This window comes from Cellulomonas sp. NPDC055163, from assembly GCF_053607065.1.
In genome coordinates, this window is the sequence record NZ_JBSGSU010000002.1 from 210462 (window position 1) to 227444 (window position 16983).

General features: G+C 74.2%; 10 protein-coding genes and 1 riboswitch. Of the genes, 4 read left to right on the forward strand and 6 right to left on the reverse strand.

The window, feature by feature from the left end; translation table 11 throughout:
* The first annotated feature begins 95 nt into the window (after positions 1 to 95).
* Complete coding sequence (locus tag ACWFNE_RS04655) at positions 96 to 1385, forward strand: ABC transporter substrate-binding protein (RefSeq protein WP_452121296.1); 1290 nt, start codon at positions 96 to 98, stop codon at positions 1383 to 1385.
* 45 nt (positions 1386 to 1430) lie between these two features.
* Here the strand turns inward: ACWFNE_RS04655 and ACWFNE_RS04660 are convergent, their stop codons facing one another.
* The 4 genes from ACWFNE_RS04660 to ACWFNE_RS04675 all read right to left on the reverse strand — a co-directional run bounded on the left by ACWFNE_RS04660 (position 1431) and on the right by ACWFNE_RS04675 (position 10964).
* Positions 1431 to 2291: a hypothetical protein gene (locus ACWFNE_RS04660; RefSeq protein ID WP_452121297.1), complete on the reverse strand. Its 861-nt coding sequence runs from the start codon at positions 2289 to 2291 to the stop codon at positions 1431 to 1433.
* 158 nt (positions 2292 to 2449) lie between these two features.
* Positions 2450 to 8311, reverse strand: a complete 5862-nt coding sequence (pulA, locus tag ACWFNE_RS04665; protein WP_452121298.1) for a pullulanase-type alpha-1,6-glucosidase — start codon at positions 8309 to 8311, stop codon at positions 2450 to 2452.
* Between the two features lie 273 nt (positions 8312 to 8584).
* On the reverse strand, positions 8585 to 9571 hold the full coding sequence (locus ACWFNE_RS04670) for a malate dehydrogenase (protein ID WP_452121299.1): 987 nt from the start codon (positions 9569 to 9571) through the stop codon (positions 8585 to 8587).
* 175 nt (positions 9572 to 9746) lie between these two features.
* The gene (locus ACWFNE_RS04675) at positions 9747 to 10964 is read right to left on the reverse strand and encodes an NADP-dependent isocitrate dehydrogenase (RefSeq protein ID WP_452121300.1); all 1218 of its coding nucleotides are present in this window, start codon (positions 10962 to 10964) and stop codon (positions 9747 to 9749) included.
* Between the two features lie 266 nt (positions 10965 to 11230).
* Between ACWFNE_RS04675 and ACWFNE_RS04680 the strand changes: the two genes are divergently transcribed.
* Positions 11231 to 12346 carry an aquaporin gene (locus ACWFNE_RS04680; RefSeq protein ID WP_452121301.1) on the forward strand — a complete coding sequence of 372 codons (1116 nt, stop codon included), beginning with the start codon at positions 11231 to 11233 and terminating at the stop codon, positions 12344 to 12346.
* A gap of 215 nt (positions 12347 to 12561) precedes the next feature.
* Here the strand turns inward: ACWFNE_RS04680 and ACWFNE_RS04685 are convergent, their stop codons facing one another.
* Positions 12562 to 13059 carry a DUF3017 domain-containing protein gene (locus tag ACWFNE_RS04685; RefSeq protein WP_452121302.1) on the reverse strand — a complete coding sequence of 166 codons (498 nt, stop codon included), beginning with the start codon at positions 13057 to 13059 and terminating at the stop codon, positions 12562 to 12564.
* Positions 13060 to 13096: 37 nt separating this feature from the next.
* Between ACWFNE_RS04685 and ACWFNE_RS04690 the strand changes: the two genes are divergently transcribed.
* Together ACWFNE_RS04690 and ACWFNE_RS04695 are read left to right on the forward strand one after the other, a co-directional pair.
* Positions 13097 to 14470: an NAD(P)/FAD-dependent oxidoreductase gene (locus ACWFNE_RS04690; protein ID WP_452121303.1), complete on the forward strand. Its 1374-nt coding sequence runs from the start codon at positions 13097 to 13099 to the stop codon at positions 14468 to 14470.
* 167 nt (positions 14471 to 14637) lie between these two features.
* On the forward strand, positions 14638 to 15105 hold the full coding sequence (locus tag ACWFNE_RS04695; protein WP_452121304.1) for a nitroreductase/quinone reductase family protein: 468 nt from the start codon (positions 14638 to 14640) through the stop codon (positions 15103 to 15105).
* A gap of 104 nt (positions 15106 to 15209) precedes the next feature.
* Here the strand turns inward: ACWFNE_RS04695 and purH are convergent, their stop codons facing one another.
* Positions 15210 to 16844: a bifunctional phosphoribosylaminoimidazolecarboxamide formyltransferase/IMP cyclohydrolase gene (gene purH / locus ACWFNE_RS04700; protein ID WP_452121305.1), complete on the reverse strand. Its 1635-nt coding sequence runs from the start codon at positions 16842 to 16844 to the stop codon at positions 15210 to 15212.
* A gap of 44 nt (positions 16845 to 16888) precedes the next feature.
* Positions 16889 to 16982, reverse strand: a riboswitch (ZMP/ZTP riboswitch).
* Between the last annotated feature and the right edge of the window lies 1 nt (position 16983).

The window sequence follows — 16983 nt, forward strand, 5'->3', positions numbered from 1 at the left end:
GGACGAGGCGTCGATTCACTTGTTGACACCAACGAGGCCCCGTCCTTGGATGTGGAGCCGTCGGAGCCCCGACCCGTCACAGAGGTTTGATCCCCATGCACCCAGCTCGTCCGCGCCGCCGTGCGCTCGCCGTCCTCGCAGCGGCCGCCCTCCTGCTCACCGCCTGCTCGTCCGGAGCGGAGGAGCCGGCCTCGGAGCCGACCGCGACGACCCGGCCCGACGAGGTCGAGGTCTTCACCTGGTGGGCCAGCGGCTCCGAGAAGCTGGGGCTCGACTCGCTCGTCGCGACGTTCGCCCAGCAGCACCCCGAGATCACGTTCGTGAACGGGTCCGTCGCGGGCGGCGGAGGTGGCGCGGCCAAGGACCTCCTGCAGTCGCGCCTCGAGGCGAACGACCCGCCGGACACGTTCCAGGCGCACGCCGGCGCCGAGCTGACCGACTACATCGAGGCCGGTCGCCTCGAGGACATCTCGGCGCTCTACGACGAGTGGGAGCTGCGCTCGGCGTTCCCCGAGGACCTCATCGAGCGGCTGACGGTCGACGGGAAGATCTACTCGATCCCGTCGAACATCCACCGCGCCAACGTCGTGTGGGCGAACCCCGGCGTGCTGAGTGCGGCCGGCCTCGACCCGGCGGCGACCTACGCGAGCATCGACGAGTGGGTCGTCGCGCTGCGGGCCGTCGCGGCGACCGGCCGAACGCCGCTGTCGATCGCGACGACCTGGACCCAGGTGCACCTGCTCGAGACCGTGCTGCTCGCGGACCTCGGACCGGACGCCTACTCGGGGCTGTGGGACGGGACGACGGACTGGGCCGGCCCCGAGGTCCGCGAGGCGATCGAGGACTTCGACGTGCTGCTCGAGCTGAGCAATGCCGACCGGGAGAGCCTGGACTGGCCCGACGCGACGCAGCGCGTGATGGACGGGCAGGCCGCGTTCAACGTCATGGGCGACTGGGCCGTCGCCGAGTTCGAGGACGCCGGCAAGGTCCGCGGCACCGACTTCACCTACTTCCCGGTGCCCGGGACGGAGGGGGTGTTCGACTTCCTCGCGGACTCGTTCGTGCTGCCCGTCGGTGCCCCGCACCCCGACGGCGCCCGCGCCTGGCTCGACACCATCAGCTCGGTCGACGGCCAGACCGCGTTCAACCTCGAGAAGGGCTCGATCCCGGCGCGGGGGGACGTGTCGTCGTCCTACTTCAGCGACTACCAGCAGTCCGCGATGGAGTCGTTCTACGTGGACCGCATCGTGTCCTCGCTCGCGCACGGCGCCGCCGCGCCGAACGGCACGCTCACCGCGATCTCGACGGCCACCGGGCGGTTCGCCACGGGCGCGACCGACGCCACGGCGTTCCAGGCGGAGCTCGCGGCAGCGGCGGCCTCCTGACCCGCGGTGCGCGTCCAGCGCGGTGCGCGTCCAGCGCGGTGCGCGTCAGGGCGCGCACCGCCCCGTCCGCGAGCCACTCACCGAGACGTCCGACGCGGTCGTGATCCGCCCGGTGCCGCCCTCGCACCGCAGGTCGCCGGCGACGCTCAGCGCCCTCAGGTCGACCGGGTGCGCGCTCCCCTGCACCACGAGGGAGCCGCCCACGGTGACCGGCGAGCCGGTCGAGCACGCCGACGCCGGACCGTGGCCGCCGCGGAGCGTCACGTCCACGGCCACCGTGGTCCCGCACAGCTCGAGCGCCCGGGTCCACCCGGTCGCGGTGAGCCCGCGGCCGAGCGTGCTGTCGACGACCTGCTGGTGGCCGCCGTACGCGCTGACCCAGCCGGCGACGGTGCTGAGGTGGATCACGACCCAGTCCTCCGGCTGCTCCTTGGCCGCGACGTTGAGCGCGCCCCCGACGCTGGTGCGCACGATCCGCACGCCGCCGGCCTCGGTGCGCACGCTGCGGCGCACGGACGACTCCTCGGCGTAGAGCCGCGCCCGCGAGGTGAGCGTGACGCCGCCGCGCACCAGCGAGTCGAGCAGGTCGACCGAGGCGGGGCCGGTGACGCTGCCGTCGACGGTGGACCCGAACAGGACCAGCCGACCCCCGGGCACCAGCTCGACGTCGCCGCGCACGAGCACGGACGTCAGGGTGCACCGGCCGTCGACGACGAGGTCGCCCTCGACGACCTGCCGGCTGATCGTCCCGGCATGGTCGGAGCAGCGGGTCCCCTCGGCACCGGTGCCCTGCGCCGACTGATCGGGCCGCGCGGTGGCGGGGCCGGCGGTGGCGGCGGCTCCCAGGAGCACCGCCGCGGCGAGGACAGCGGCCCTCCTCCCCGCGGTGCGCAGGCTCGTGCTCATGGCGTCTCCCCCCGGACGACGGTGTCAGGGCCTCAGCATGCGTGCGGCCCGGCGGCGCGGGAAGGGTGAAGCGCGCCGACGGCCGGCGTCGCACGGGTGTGCGGCGCCGGCCGTGGGTGCCGTCCGGCCGGGCCCTGCCCCGGCCGGACGGTCGTGCGTCAGCGGCGGAACAGGTCGGACCACCAGTCGGTGACCCGGTCCCACCACGACGTGTGGTGCTCCTTCTCGACGAGCACCGCGACGGTCCGCGCCGGGACGGTGACCTCGCCGTCGGCCGCGACCCACTGCGTGGTCTTGACGACCGGGTCGCTGCCCTTCGCCTGGACCGGCGAGAGCGCCAGGCGGTGCCCCGCGAGCTCCGGGACGCTCTGCGTGGTCGCCTCGTCGGACGCGTTGACCACGACGAGCACGCCGTCGAGCTTCCGGTCCGTCTCACGCCCCACGGTGTCGTCGATGCGCATGACGAGCACGCCCGGGTCGGCGTCCGGGCCGGAGCCGGGGAACGTCACCTTCTTCTCGATCTGCGTCGCCGAGCCCAGCCGGAACAGGTCCGTCGAGAACCGCAGGCGCAGGAGCTCCTCGGCGGCGGTCGACGCCGCCTGGATGTCCGCCGGCGCGGGCTTGAGCGCCGGGTTCGCGAGGAGCTGCTGCTGGAGCGGCCACTTCGCCTCGTTGTCCGCCGCGAGCGGCAGGCCCCGACCGAAGCCGTTGTCCTGGCCGGACAGGTCGAGCAGGTTGAACCAGTCGCCCGAGTCGTAGGAGTTCCGGTCCAGCGACTTGCTGCGCAGCAGGTCGGCGCCGGCGTGCCAGAACGACGGCGTCTGCGCGAGCGCGGTCGTCGCGAGCGAGACCGTGTTCATCCGCACCCGGTCGGGCATCGCCGTGCCGACCGGGAGCTTGTACGTCAGCGAGTCGAACAGCGTCTCGTTGTCGTGCGCGTCGACGTACGTGACGATCTCCTCGGGCGAGTCCGCGTACCCGGCGGGCTGGCCGTTGTAGTCGATCTCCGCGCCGGTCCGGACCGTGCCGTCCGAGGCGAGGAACGCGTAGTCGCGCAGGTTGCCGGCCATGCCGAGCCGCACGAGGTCGCCCTGGTGCGCGGCGCGGGCGAGCTGCTCGGCCTCGGTGCCGTTGACCGCCGCGCCGTTCGGGTCGGTCGCGACGCCGGAGCCGAAGCCCTGGACGCGCGGGTCCTCGTCGAACGGGCCGCCGCCCCGCACCGCGTCGCGCAGCCGGTCGCTGAACGTCCCGATGCCGATGCCGCCGAGCTGACCCTGCGTGGCCTGCGTGAAGAGCCGGTTGTCGGCGACCTCGCCGAAGTTCCAGCCCTCGCCGTACAGGTAGACCCGCTTCCCGTCGACCCCGTCCTTGCGGACGGTGAGGTCGTCGAGCGCGTCGCGCACGGCCAGCATGTTGTCCCGCGAGTGGTGGCCCATGAGGTCGAAGCGGAAGCCGTCGACCTTGTAGTCCCGCGCCCACGTGACGACCGAGTCGACCATGAGCTTCTCGGCCATCGCGTGCTCGGTCGCGACGTTCGCGCAGCACGTCGACGTCTCGACCGCGCCGACCGCGTTGAGGCGGTGGTAGTAGCCGGGCACGACGCGGTCGAGGATCGACGTCGAGGCCTGGCCGCTCGCCGCGGTGTGGTTGAACACCTGGTCGAGCACGACCTGCAGGCCGTCGGCGTGCAGGGCGCCGACCATCGTGCGGAACTCCGCGACGCGGGCCCCGCCGTGCGCGTCGACCGCGTACGAGCCCTCGGGCGCCGACCAGTGCAGCGGGTCGTAGCCCCAGTTGAACGCGTCGCCGGCCCGGACCGCCTCGATGCACTCCTGCTGCTCCGGGGAGTCCGGGGCGTAGGCGGGCAGGTCGCACTGCGGCACGAGCTGCTCGGCACGGTCCTCCTCGATCGTCGCGATGTCGAACGTCGGGAGCAGGTGCACCGTCGTGAGCCCCGCCTCGGCGAGGTCGCGCAGGTGCTCGCGTCCGGTGCTCTCGACGGCGAACGCGGAGTACGTGCCGCGCTTCTCCGCCGGGACGCTCCCGTCCGAGATCGAGAAGTCGCGCACGTGCAGCTCGTAGATCGTCTGGTCGACGGGGCGGACGACGGGCTGCTTGGCCTTCTCCCACTGCTTCGGGCGGTGGGCGCCGTCGGCGAGGTCGACGAGCACCGAGTGCATCGAGTTCAGCGTGAGCGCGACCGACGACGGGTCGGTCACCTCGTTGACCTCGACGGCGTCCGTCGACGGCACGTAGACCGTGACGGCGTAGCGGTACGCGGCGTTCTTCCAGGACGTCGGGCCGCGGACCGTCCACGAGCCGTCGTCGCCGCGCTCCGTCGCGACGCGCACCGGCTCGGCGCCGAGGTCCGGCTTCCCCGAGCCCGGGCCCTGCGATCCCTTCGTGGCGGGCCACACCTGGAGCTCGACGTCCTGCGCGGTCGGGGCCCACAGGCGCAGCGTCGGGACGCCCTTGCGCCACGTCGCCCCGAACGCGCCGTCACCGGCCGCGTCGGCGTACAGGTCGTCGAGCACGCCGGGGATCTGCACCCCGGTCGCGGCCTGCAGGGCACCGTCGTCACCCGCGGCGCGCTGGCTCACGAGCAGCTCGCCGCGCAGCAGCTCCTCGACCTGCTCGCGGTCGACGCCGGTGAGCCCGAGGGCGACGTAGCCGCCGAGCGCCGGGAAGCGGGCGAGCTGCTCCTCGGTCAGGCCGCCGTCCCGCACCGTGAGCGGGAACGTCTCGCCGCCGGTGACGGCGCCGTCCGCGACCTCGACCGCGCCGTCGGGCGAGCCGTGCAGCGTGAAGACGAGGTCGGCCGGGTCGGCGTCGCCCACGAGGCCGGCGGGCCACGCGAGCGTGGTCGCATCGACCCAGTGCGCGCGCGCCTCGCCCGTGCCCGGGAGCGACGGGTCGGAGTCGTCGATCGTCAGCACGTGCGTCGCCAGGACGTACGTGAACGTCACGGGCTCACCGGCGGGCACCGCGAACGTGATGTTCGCGCCGCCGGGCACGCCGTCGGCCCCGTAGTTCTCCTCCCACGAGAGGTTGTGCGCGACCTTCGCGTCGAACGTCGCCGCGTCCGCGAACGTCGCCGTCGCGGTGAACGTGCCGTCGCCGTCCGGGTCCTGGAGCCACGGCGCGAGGCAGTCCGGGGACCAGTCGGCCGGGCAGCCGAGCTCGCTCTGGTGGCTGCCGGGGACGGTGAGCAGCGGGCCCTGCGCGCTCGACGTGAACCAGTGCGTGACCGGGTCGTAGACGAACGTCACCGGGCCCCCGGTGTGCGTGTAGGAGACGTTCTCGCCGCCGAGCACGCCGCCCGCGCCGTAGTTCACGTCCCATGTGCCGTCGATCGCGACCTTGTACTCGTACGTGCCGGCCGGGAGGTCGAACGTCCCGGAGTACGCGCCGCCGGGCTGCTTCGTCAGGCGCGCCGTCTCGCACGCCGGCTGCCAGTCGCCCGGGCAGCCCATCGCGGCGTTGTGGCTGCCGGGGACCGAGACGACGCCGCCGTCCGGGTCGGGTCCGGGCGGCACCGCGCCGTCGAGCGCGACGCCCACGCCCGCGTACGTCGAGGCGGCCGTGCGCTCACCCGCGGCGTCGACCGTGACCGCGCGGTACTCCACGACCGTGCCCTTCGCGAGGCCGGTGACGTCGTGGAAGACGCGCGGGTCGGTGTCCTCGGCGGTGCCGAGCGGCGTCCAGGCGTCGTCGCCGAGCACCCGGAAGGCGAACGACGTCTCGGTCCACGAGGAGTCGGGGACGTCGGCAGCGACCGGCGCGACCCCGGTGACCGCGGCGCCGGGAGCCGGCACGTCCACCGTGACGTCGGGGGCGTCCGCCGCCCACGCCGCGACGGGCGCGTCGGCCGTCAGCACGACCGCGGACAGCGCCGGGACCGTGAGCGTGACCGCGCCCGAGGCATCGGCCGTGACCGTGGCGTCCGTGCCCGCGAGCGGGGAGAACGTCGCGCCGGGCGTGAGCGTCGGGACGGTGACGGTCGCCGCCTCCGCCGCGTTGTTCAGCGCGACGAGGTGCTCGACCTTCGCGGTGCGGTCGACGCGGGAGAACGCGTAGACCGGGCCGTCGCTGTACCGCTCGACCTGCGCGCCGGTCGCGAGCGCCGGCGTCGCCGAGCGCAGCGCCGCGAGCTCCGCGATGTGGTCGTAGAGCGGTGCGTCCGTGTCGTACCGGTCGACCGAGCCGGCCGGGGTGCCGTCGACGAGCGGCTGGTCGGCGTACTCGTCGACCTGCGTCGCGAACAGCGACTGGCGCGCGTCCTTGTCCTTGCCGCCGAGCGACCCGGCGCCGACGAAGCCCTGCTCGTCGCCGTAGTAGACGACCGGCTGGCCGCGCGTCAGGTACATGAGCGAGTGCGCGAGCTCGTCGCGCGCGAGCGTCTCCGCGTCCGGGGTCCCCGCGTCCGCGAGCGCGTACCCGATGCGGCCCATGTCGTGGTTGCCGAGGAACGTCGGCAGCGCCGAGGCGCTCGTGTCCGGCGTCGTGTAGTAGTCGTCGGTCGCGAACAGGTCGCGCAGGCCCTGCGCGGAGAAGCCCTTGGCGTAGCCCGCCGCGCCCGCCTGGAACGCGAAGTCGAGCACCGAGCTCATGTCGGTGTCCCGGACGTAGGGCGAGAGCTTCTTGGCGTCCGCGTCGTACACCTCGCCGAACATGAAGAAGTCCGGCTTGCCGTGCGCGCGGGCGTAGTCGCGGACCTGCGTGGTCCACTCCTGCCAGAACTCCATGTTCACGTGCTTGACCGTGTCGATCCGGAAGCCGTCGATGCCGAGGTCGACCCAGTCCTGGTACACCTCGACGAAGCCGTTCACGACGGTCGGGTGCTCCGTCATGAGGTCGTCGAGGCCGTCGAAGTCCCCGTACGTGACGGACTCACCGGTCCACGTCGAGTTCCCTCGGTTGTGGTAGAGCGTCGGGTCGTTGAGCCAGGCCGGGACCTTGAGGTCCGCGTCGGCGGGCGCGACGACCGGCGTGTACGGGAAGGACGTCGCGGGGTCGAGCTCCGGGAACTCGTCGGTGCCGGCGTAGGTCGCGGGGTCGAAGTCCTCGCCCGCGGCGTCGGTGTACGGGCGCGTGGCCTGGTCGACGTAGGAGTACGTCTTCTCGGCGTAGTCGACGACGTCCGCGGTGTGGTTCGTGATGATGTCGAAGTAGACCTTGATGCCGCGCTCGTGCGCGTCGGCGATGAGCTCCTCGAGCTCGGCGTTCGTGCCGAGGTGCGGGTCGATGCGCGTGAAGTCGGTGATCCAGTACCCGTGGTACCCGGCGGAGGCGTTGGCGCCGGTGCCCTGGACCGGGCGGTTCGCGAACGACGGCGTCAGCCAGATCGCGGTCGTCCCGAGCCCCTCGATGTAGTCGAGCTGCTCGTGCAGGCCGGCGATGTCGCCGCCGTGGTAGAAGCCCTTGTCGGTCGGGTCGAGGCCCGTCGTGAGGCGGTCGCCGGTGAGCCCGCCCGTGTCGTTCGTGGTGTCGCCGTTCGCGAACCGGTCGGTCATGACGAAGTAGAACTGCTCGTCCGAGCCGGGCTGGCGCACGGGCTCCGCGACGAGGGCGTCGTCCGCCTCGGTGTACGCACCGGTGAGGTCGAGCGGGGTCAGCGCGGTCCGGTGCGTCGTGTCGTCGTAGGTGAACCGCACCGCGGACTCCCCGGCGAGCACGAGCGGCGTGTTGTCGCCGCTGCCGTCCGCGCCGTAGGACTCGTCCCACGCGTCGTCGACGGCGATCTTGTACTCGTACGTGCCCGCGGGCAGCGTCACCTCGAGCGCGTACCGGCCGTCGGTGCCCGTCGGCGCGAGCTCGGTCTCGGCGCACGCAGGCGCCCAGTCCTCGGCGCAGCCGAGCTCGTCCTGCAGCGAGCCGACGAGCGCGAACGTGCGGGGTGCGGGCTCCGTCGCGGCGCTCGCGGGGCTGGTCGCCGGGCTCGCGACGAGGCCGACGGCGACGAGCGCGGTGGCTGCCAGCAATGAGGTGGTGGTGCGGATGCGCGCGTCGGCAGCAGCCATTCCCGAAACTCCTTCGTCACCGCACACCGGCGTGCGGAAAGGGGACGTGTCGGGCTGACCGTACATACCCGTCGCAAGTTTCAGCAAGCCTTTGCAGACTGCGCGATCGAGCAGGCTGCGCGCGGGGGTCACCACGGACGCGGCGCCGTCGGCCCGGACGGGCCGCACCGTGCCCACGAGCCGGTCCCCGGGCCGCGCCCGGACGCACGTGCGGGCCGCCCCCGGGTCCGACCCGGATGGCGACCCGCACGGTGGTCGAGGAGAGAGGTCCGCTCAGAGGAGCCCGAGCGAGCGGACCGCGTCGCGCTCCTCGCCGAGCTCCGCGACCGACGCGTCGATGCGCCCACGGCTGAACTCGTCGACCTCGAGACCCGGCACGATGTGCCACTCGCCGCCCGACGACGTCACGGGGAACGACGAGATGAGCCCCTCGGGGACGCCGTACGACCCGTCCGAGACGACCGCGGCCGACGTCCAGTCTCCCTCGGGCGTGCCGTTGACCCACGAGAACACGTGGTCGACCGCCGCGTTGGCCGCGGAGGCCGCCGACGACGCACCGCGCGCGGCGATGATCTCCGCACCGCGCTTGGCGACCCGCGGGATGAACTCGCCCTCGACCCAGGCGTGGTCGTCGACGACCTCGGTCGCCGGGCGGCCACCGATCGTCGCGTGCGTGATGTCCGGGTACTGGGTCGCCGAGTGGTTGCCCCAGATCGCGAGACGCTGGATGTCGGTGACCGGGACCCCGGCCTTCGTCGCGAGCTGCGTCAGCGCGCGGTTGTGGTCCAGGCGCGTCATCGCGGTGAAGCGCGACGTCGGCACGTCGGGCGCGTGCGACGCGGCGATGAGCGCGTTCGTGTTGGCCGGGTTGCCGACCACCAGGACGCGGACGTCCTCCGCCGCGCCCGCGTTGATCGCCTCGCCCTGCGGCTTGAAGATGCCGCCGTTCGCCGAGAGCAGGTCCCCGCGCTCCATGCCCGCGGTGCGCGGCCGCGCGCCGACCAGCAGGGCGACGTTCGTGCCGTCGAACGCCGCCGTCGCGTCGTCGAAGATGTCGATGCCCGAGAGCAGCGGGAACGCGCAGTCCTCGAGCTCGAGCGCGACACCCTCGGCGGCCTTCACGCCCTGCGGGATCTCGAGGAGCTTGAGCCGCACCGGGGTCTGCGCGCCGAGCAGCTGGCCGGACGCGATGCGGAACAGCAGCGCGTAGCCGATCTGGCCGGCAGCTCCGGTGACGGTCACGTTCACGGGCGTTGTCATGGTCCGGGATCTCCCTCGATCGTTCGCTGCTCGGGATGCGGTGCTGCTGGGGACTCGCCCCACACGCTACGACGCACGGTACCCGGGGCCCAGAGGCCGTGCCGGGCACCGTGCGTCGCGGTGCGTGCGGGTCGTGCGGGGTGGCGCCGAGCGTGCGCCGGCGCCGGCGGGCAGGTCAGCCCAGGCGCGCGGCGAGGTTCTCGTCGAGCGCGCCGAGGAACTCCTCGGTCGTGAGCCAGGCCTGGTCCGGCCCGACGAGCGACGCGAGGTCCTTCGTCATCTTGCCGCTCTCGACGGTCTCGATGACGACCTTCTCGAGCGTCTCGGCGAACTGCGTGACCTCGGGCGTGCCGTCCAGCTTGCCGCGGTGCTTGAGGCCGCCGGTCCAGGCGAAGATCGACGCGATCGGGTTGGTCGACGTCGGCTTGCCCGCCTGGTGCTGGCGGTAGTGGCGCGTGACCGTGCCGTGCGCCGCCTCGGCCTCGACCGTCTTGCCGTCGGGCGTCATGAGCACGGACGTCATGAGGCCGAGCGAGCCGAAGCCCTGCGCGACGGTGTCCGACTGGACGTCGCCGTCGTAGTTCTTGCACGCCCAGACGTAGCCGCCCTCCCACTTCATCGCGGCGGCGACCATGTCGTCGATCAGGCGGTGCTCGTAGGTGAGGCCCGCGGCGGCGAAGTCGGCGGCGAACTCGGCGTCGAACACCTCCTGGAAGATGTCCTTGAACGCGCCGTCGTACGCCTTGAGGATCGTGTTCTTGGTCGACAGGTACACGGGGTACCCGCGCTGCAGGCCGTACGCGAACGACGCGCGCGCGAAGTCACGGATCGACTCGTTGAAGTTGTACATGCCCATCGCCACGCCGCCCGCCTCGGGGTACGTGACGACCTCCTGCTGGATCGGCTCGGAGCCGTCCGCGGGCGTGAACGTCAGCGTGAGCGTCCCCGCGCCGGCGACCTTGAAGTTCGTCGCCTTGTACTGGTCGCCGTGCGCGTGACGGCCGATGATGATCGGCTTGTTCCAGCCCGGCACGAGGCGCGGGATGTTCGAGATGATGATCGGCTCGCGGAACACGACGCCGCCGAGGATGTTGCGGATCGTGCCGTTGGGCGAGACCCACATCTTCTTGAGGCCGAACTCCTCGACGCGCGCCTCGTCGGGCGTGATCGTCGCGCACTTGACGCCGACGCCGTGCTCCTTGATGGCGTGCGCCGCGTCGATCGTGACCTGGTCGTCCGTCGCGTCGCGGTTCTCGATCGACAGGTCGTAGTAGCGCAGGTCGATCTCGAGGTACGGGTGGATGAGGCGGTCCTTGATGAACTGCCAGATGATCCGGGTCATCTCGTCGCCGTCGAGCTCGACGACCGGGCCCACTACCTTGATCTTCGCCATGCGGGATCTCCTGAGCTCTCGTGTGCTGTCCGGCGTCAAGATTACTCGACATCGAGAGACTTTGCCCCGGCCGTCCGCCGCGGGACGGTCACCCGCCGCCGCGACCCCCGCTGGTGAAGCGCTTCAGGTACGGCCACCGCGCGAGCACCCCGAGGTTACCCAGGACGCGCGCAGGTTCGGCTGGCATGCTGGCCGGTGCTGACCGCCCCGTGCCCGGCACCGCAGCTGCCGGTCGCGCCACCCCGATCCTCGACGACAGGAACCCCATGTCCCAGGACCCCACCGGATCGCCCGAGGCCACCGGCCCCGACGCCGTGACCCCCGACACCGCCACCACACCCGCGGTCGGTGCGGGCGGCACCGTCCCGGCCGAGACCTCCGCGAGCACCACCGCTCCCGTGGGCCTCGACAAGCCGGCCGGCGCTGCGCCCGTCGCCCCCGCACCCGCCGCGCCCGCGCCCGTCGCACCCGCGCCCGTCGCACCCGCGCCCGTCGCCTCGCTCGACGACGTGGCGCCCGCCCCCGTCCCCTCGCTCGACGACGACGTGGCGCTCGCACCCGTCGCCGTCGCGGCCGTGCCCGTCGGACCGGGTCTCGGCCCGCGGCTCGCAGCCGAGGCGTTCGGCACGCTGTTCCTCGTGATCGCCGGCCTGGGCACCGCCCTGTACTCGAACATCACGGGGCTCGGCGGCGGGCCGCTCGCGGTCGCGCTGGCGTTCGGGCTCGCGCTGCTCGCCGGCGCCGTCGCGGTCGGCTACGTCTCGGGCGGGCACTTCAACCCCGCCGTCACGCTCGGCGCGGCGATCGCCGGCCGCACGTCGTGGAAGGACGTGCTCCCCTACTGGCTCGCCCAGCTCGTCGGCGGCGTCGCCGCGGCCGCGGTGCTGTTCGTGACGCTCTCGTCGTTCCCGACCCTGGCCGAGCAGGCCCGCGAGTTCTTCTCGTCGGTCGCGAACGGCTACGGCACGCACTCCCCGATCGGTGCCCAGGTCCAGGGCGAGGGCTTCTCGCTGCTCGGCGCGCTCCTCATCGAGGTCGTCATGACCGCGCTCTTCGTGGGCGTCATCCTCGGCTCGACCGACCGCCGCTCGACGAACAGCCTCGCGCCCGCCGCGATCGGCTTCGCGTTCGTCGTGGGCCTGCTCGTGACCATCCCGATGACGAACGGCGGCCTCAACCCCGCGCGCTCGACGGCCGCGGCGCTGTTCTCGGAGGGCTGGGCGCTCGGCCAGCTCTGGCTGTTCTGGGTGGCCCCGCTGGTCGGCGCGGCGCTCGCCGGGCTGCTGTACCGCGCGTTCGGCGCGGAGCCGGTGCAGGACGACCTGCTCGGTGAGGACGACGTCGTCGTGCTCACGGGCGACGAGGCCGAGCGCGCCCTCTGACCCCGGCGAGGGTGCAGGCTCCCTCCCGCACGCAGCGCCCGAGCGGCCGTGGAGCTCCACGGCCGCTCGGGCGTCTCCGTGTCCGGGCGGGTGAGCGTGCGGGCGGGTGGTCGTGCGGGCGTGCTGCACGCGAGGGCGCGGCACGTGGTGGCCCGACGAGGTGGGCGCGCGGTACGGGGGTGGCCCGGCGCGTGACGGCTGCCCGGCGGGCCGGGTCAGCTCGTCGGGATGGCCTGGGAGAGGACCCCGATGCCGACCGCCAGGGTCGTGAGCACCGCGACGTCGAGCGCCCGCGCGCGCACCGCGAGCGCGACCGGGCCGGGCTCGGGCACGACGGCGCGCACGACGGCCGACATCGCGAGGATCGCCGCGATCACGAGCGCCCCGGCGGCGCCGCCCCGCACGGTCGCGACGACGCACGCGCTCACGAGCCCGGCCGCGACCAGCCACAGCGACCAGTTCCGGCTCGCAGCGAGCGACTCGCGCGCGATCCGGCGCGGGTCGAGCGGCTTCTCCTCGGGCGGGATCACCGGGACGCCCGCGGTCGAGGTGTCCAACGGCGTGACCTCCGGCTCCGGGCCGCCGTCGGGGCGCGCCGGCACGGGGCCGCCGGCGCCGGGCGCGAGCGTCGCACCGGGGGACGGCGGAGTCGTCACCGCGGGGCGGGGCTGCGGGTCACGGGCGTGCTGAGGGTCCTGCGGGTCGTGCGCCATCGGTCTGCCTCCTGCGCGTGAGACTACCGTTGCGCCCGTGACCGCCCCCTCCCCGCGCCCGCCCAGGTCCGTCGTCGTCGTCGGGGGCGGGCTCGCCGCGCACCGCACCGTCACGGCGCTGCGCGAGGAGGGCTTCACGGGTCCGGTAACGCTCCTGGGCGCCGAGGGCGTCGCGCCGTACGACCGGCCGCCGCTGTCGAAGCACCTGCTCGACCGGCCCGGGCCGGTGTGGCTCGCGGACGACCTCGGGGTCGACGCGCTCGCGCTCGTCGAGGACGCCCGGCTCGCCGAGCCCGCGCGCGCACTCGAGGTCCGGCAGGACGACGTGGTCGTCACGACCGACGCGGGGACCGTCGTCGCGGACGCGGTGGTGCTCGCGAGCGGGGCGCACGCGGTCCGGCCGCCCGGCTGGGAGCACGCGCACGTGCTGCACACCGCGGACGACGCGGCCCGGCTGCGCGCACGCCTGCGCCCGGGCGTCCGGCTCGTGGTCGTCGGTGCCGGGTGGGTGGGCGCCGAGGTCGCGGGCGTCGCGGCGGCCGCCGGCCTGCAGGTCACGGTGGTCGAGGCCGCTCCTGCGCCGCTCGCCGCCGCGCTCGGCTCGGACGTCGGGGCGCTCACGGTTCCCTGGTACGCGGCGGCGGGGATCACGCTGGTCACGGGCGTCGGTGTCGCCGAGGTGCGCGCGGACGGCGTCCGGCTCACCGACGGCCGGGACCTCGAGGCCGACGTCGTGCTCGCCGCGGTGGGCGCACGGCCGGCGACCGCGTGGCTCGGCGGCGCACTCCCGCTCGACCCCGACGGTGCCGTCCGGGTCGACGCGACCTGGGCCCCCGCGGGCGGGCCGCGTCACGTGCGCGCGGTCGGCGACGTCGCCCGGCGCCGCTCCCCCCGGCACGGCCTCGTGCCCGGCGGGCACTGGGACGGCGCGCTGACCGGGCCGCCCGTCGCCGTGCGGGACCTGCTCCGGCCGGGGTCGCTCGCGGGCGTGGCCGTGCACGGGCACGCCGGGGCCGCGCACGGGCACGGCGGGGCTGACGGGCACGGCGAGGAGGGCCCGCACGGCGAGGCCGGCCTGCACGGCGAGGCTGACCGGCACCACGGTGCGCTCGACGCCGTCGGGCCCGCCGACGACCCCGCGCCGTACGTGTTCTCGACCCAGCTCGGGCACGACCTGACGCTCTACGGCCACCGCAGCGAGACCGACGACGCCGTGCTGCGCGGCGACCCCGCGACCGGCGGCTGGTCGGCGCTGTGGTTCGCCCCCGGCACCGACCGGCTCACCGCGGTGCTCACGGTCGACCGCCCGCGGGACGTCGCCGCCGCACGCCGGCTGTTCTCCGGTGCCCGGCTTCCCCACGTGGACCGCGACGCCGCCGCCGACCCGGGGCGCCCGCTCCCCCGTCCGTGACCGACCCGCCCGTGGCCCCGTCCGCACCGACCCGGCACCTCTCGCGGCGGCAACCCCTGGGCCCGGGGGCAGGCGCGGCACTACCGTGACCCGGGTCGACGTCGACCCCGAGGACGATCATGGGCACAGCGGACGGACGAGGCTCCGAAGGCACGGCAGCGCCGCGGGTGCCGCCGCGATGGGTCGTCACGACGGCGTGGCGCGTGCACCGCGCGCTGTACCGCGTGACCGGGAGCCGTGCGTTGTGGACGACCGCGAGCCGGCGCGGCTGGGGTGCGCTGCGGCTGACGACGACCGGCCGGAGGTCCGGTGCCGAGCGCAGCGTCATCCTCGGCTACCTCGAGGACGGCCCCGACCTCGTCACGCTCGCGATGAACGGCTGGGCGGAGGGCGACCCCGCGTGGTGGCTCAACCTGCAGGCCGACCCGGAGGCGACGGTCCGGCTCGCCGGGCAGGAGGCGCGGCCGGTCCACGCACGGTCCGCGACGGGGCAGGAGCGCGCACGGCTGTGGCAGCGCTGGGTCACCGTGGACCCGCGGCTCGACGCCCTCACGGCGTCACGGTCGACCCCGACCGCCGTCGTCGTCCTCGAGCCGCGGGCGCCGAGCACGCCGGTCGGACGACCACCGGCGTGAGCGCCCCGCCCCTCGGAGCGCCAGCCCCGGGGAGCGCCGGCCCCGGGGTGCGCCAGCGCCGGGGTGCGCCAGCGCCCTGCACCGGTGCACCCCGAGCGCTCGCGTCAGTGCGCGAAGTGCCGCGTGCCCGTGAGGTAGAGCGTCACACCGGCTGCCTGGGCGGCCGCCACGACCTCCTCGTCGCGCACCGAGCCGCCGGGCTGCACGACCGCGCGCACGCCCGCGTCGAGCAGCACCTGCAGTCCGTCGGCGAACGGGAAGAACGCGTCCGAGGCGGCGACCGCACCGCGGGCCCGCTCGACGTCACCGGTGTTGGCCCGCTCGACTGCGAGGCGGCACGAGTCGACCCGGTTGACCTGACCCATGCCGACGCCGACGGACGCGCCGTCGTGCGCCAGCAGGATCGCGTTGGACTTCACGGCACGGACGGCCCGCCACGCGAACACGAGGTCCGCGAGCGTCGCGTCGTCGGCGGCGTCGCCCGCAGCGAGCGTCCACGACGCCGGGTCGTCGCCGGGTGCCGTGATGCGGTCGGCGACCTGGAGCAGCACCCCACCGGTCACCGGGCGGAGCTCGACGGGCGCGGCGTTCGGCGTGCCCGCGACCGTGAGCAGGCGGATGTTCTTCTTCTGCGTGAGCAGCTCGACGGCCTCGGGCTCGAACGACGGCGCGACGACGACCTCGGTGAACACGGGGGCGATCTGCTGCGCGGCCGCGAGCGTGACCGGACCGTTCGACGCGATGACGCCACCGAACGCGGAGACGGGGTCGCACGCGTGGGCCTTGGCGTGCGCGTCGGCGATGTCGGTGCCGACCGCGATCCCGCACGGGTTGGCGTGCTTGATGATGGCGACCGCCGGGCCGTCGTGGTCGTGCGCCGCGCGCCAGGCCGCGTCGGCGTCGACGTAGTTGTTGTAGCTCATCTCCTTGCCGTGCAGCTGCGTCGCACCCGCCAGGCCCTCACCCGCCGTGCCCTCCGCCGAGAGGTACAGCGCGGCGCCCTGGTGGGGGTTCTCGCCGTAGCGCAGCACCCGGCCGCGGTCCCACGTGCCGCCGAGCACCGCGGGGAAGCCGGACCCGCCCGCGACCTCGTCGGGCGCGTAGGACGACGCGAACCACGACGCGACGGCCACGTCGTACGCCGCGGTGTGCGCGAACGCGTCGGCCGCGAGGCGCCGGCGCTGCGCGAGCGTGAACCCGCCGCCCGCGACGGCCTCCGCGAGCTCGGCGTAGCGTGCGGGGTCGACGACGACCGAGACGCTCGGGTGGTTCTTGGCGGCGGCGCGCACCATCGACGGCCCGCCGATGTCGATGAGCTCGACGCACTCGTCGGGCCCGGCGCCCGAGGCGACCGTCGCGCTGAACGGGTAGAGGTTCACGACGACGAGGTCGAACGGCTCGACCTCGAGGGCCGCGAGCTGCGCCACGTGGTCGGGGCGGCGCGTGTCCGCGAGGATCCCGGCGTGCACGCGCGGGTGCAGCGTCTTGACGCGCCCGTCGAGGCACTCGGGGAACCCGGTGAGGTCCTCGACCCGGGTCACGGGCACCCCGGCCGACGCGATCGTGCCGGCCGTCGAGCCGGTCGAGACGAGCTCGACGCCCGCGGCGTGCAGCGCGGTCGCGAGCTCGACGAGGCCCTGCTTGTCGTAGACGCTGAGGAGCGCGCGGCGGATCGGCCGGCGCGTCTCCGGGGCGGTGGGGTCGAGGACGGGCTCGAGGGGCGTGAGCTCGTGGGACATGGCGGTGACCTCCCGGGTCGGTGGGTCTCGTGAGACGTCATGGACCCGAGCACCCAGGCGAACGGTGCGACGGTAGGTGGTTCCGGCCGCTCCCCGGTGGTTCAGCCCACCTCAGGTACGCCAGTCACGGCCGGGACCG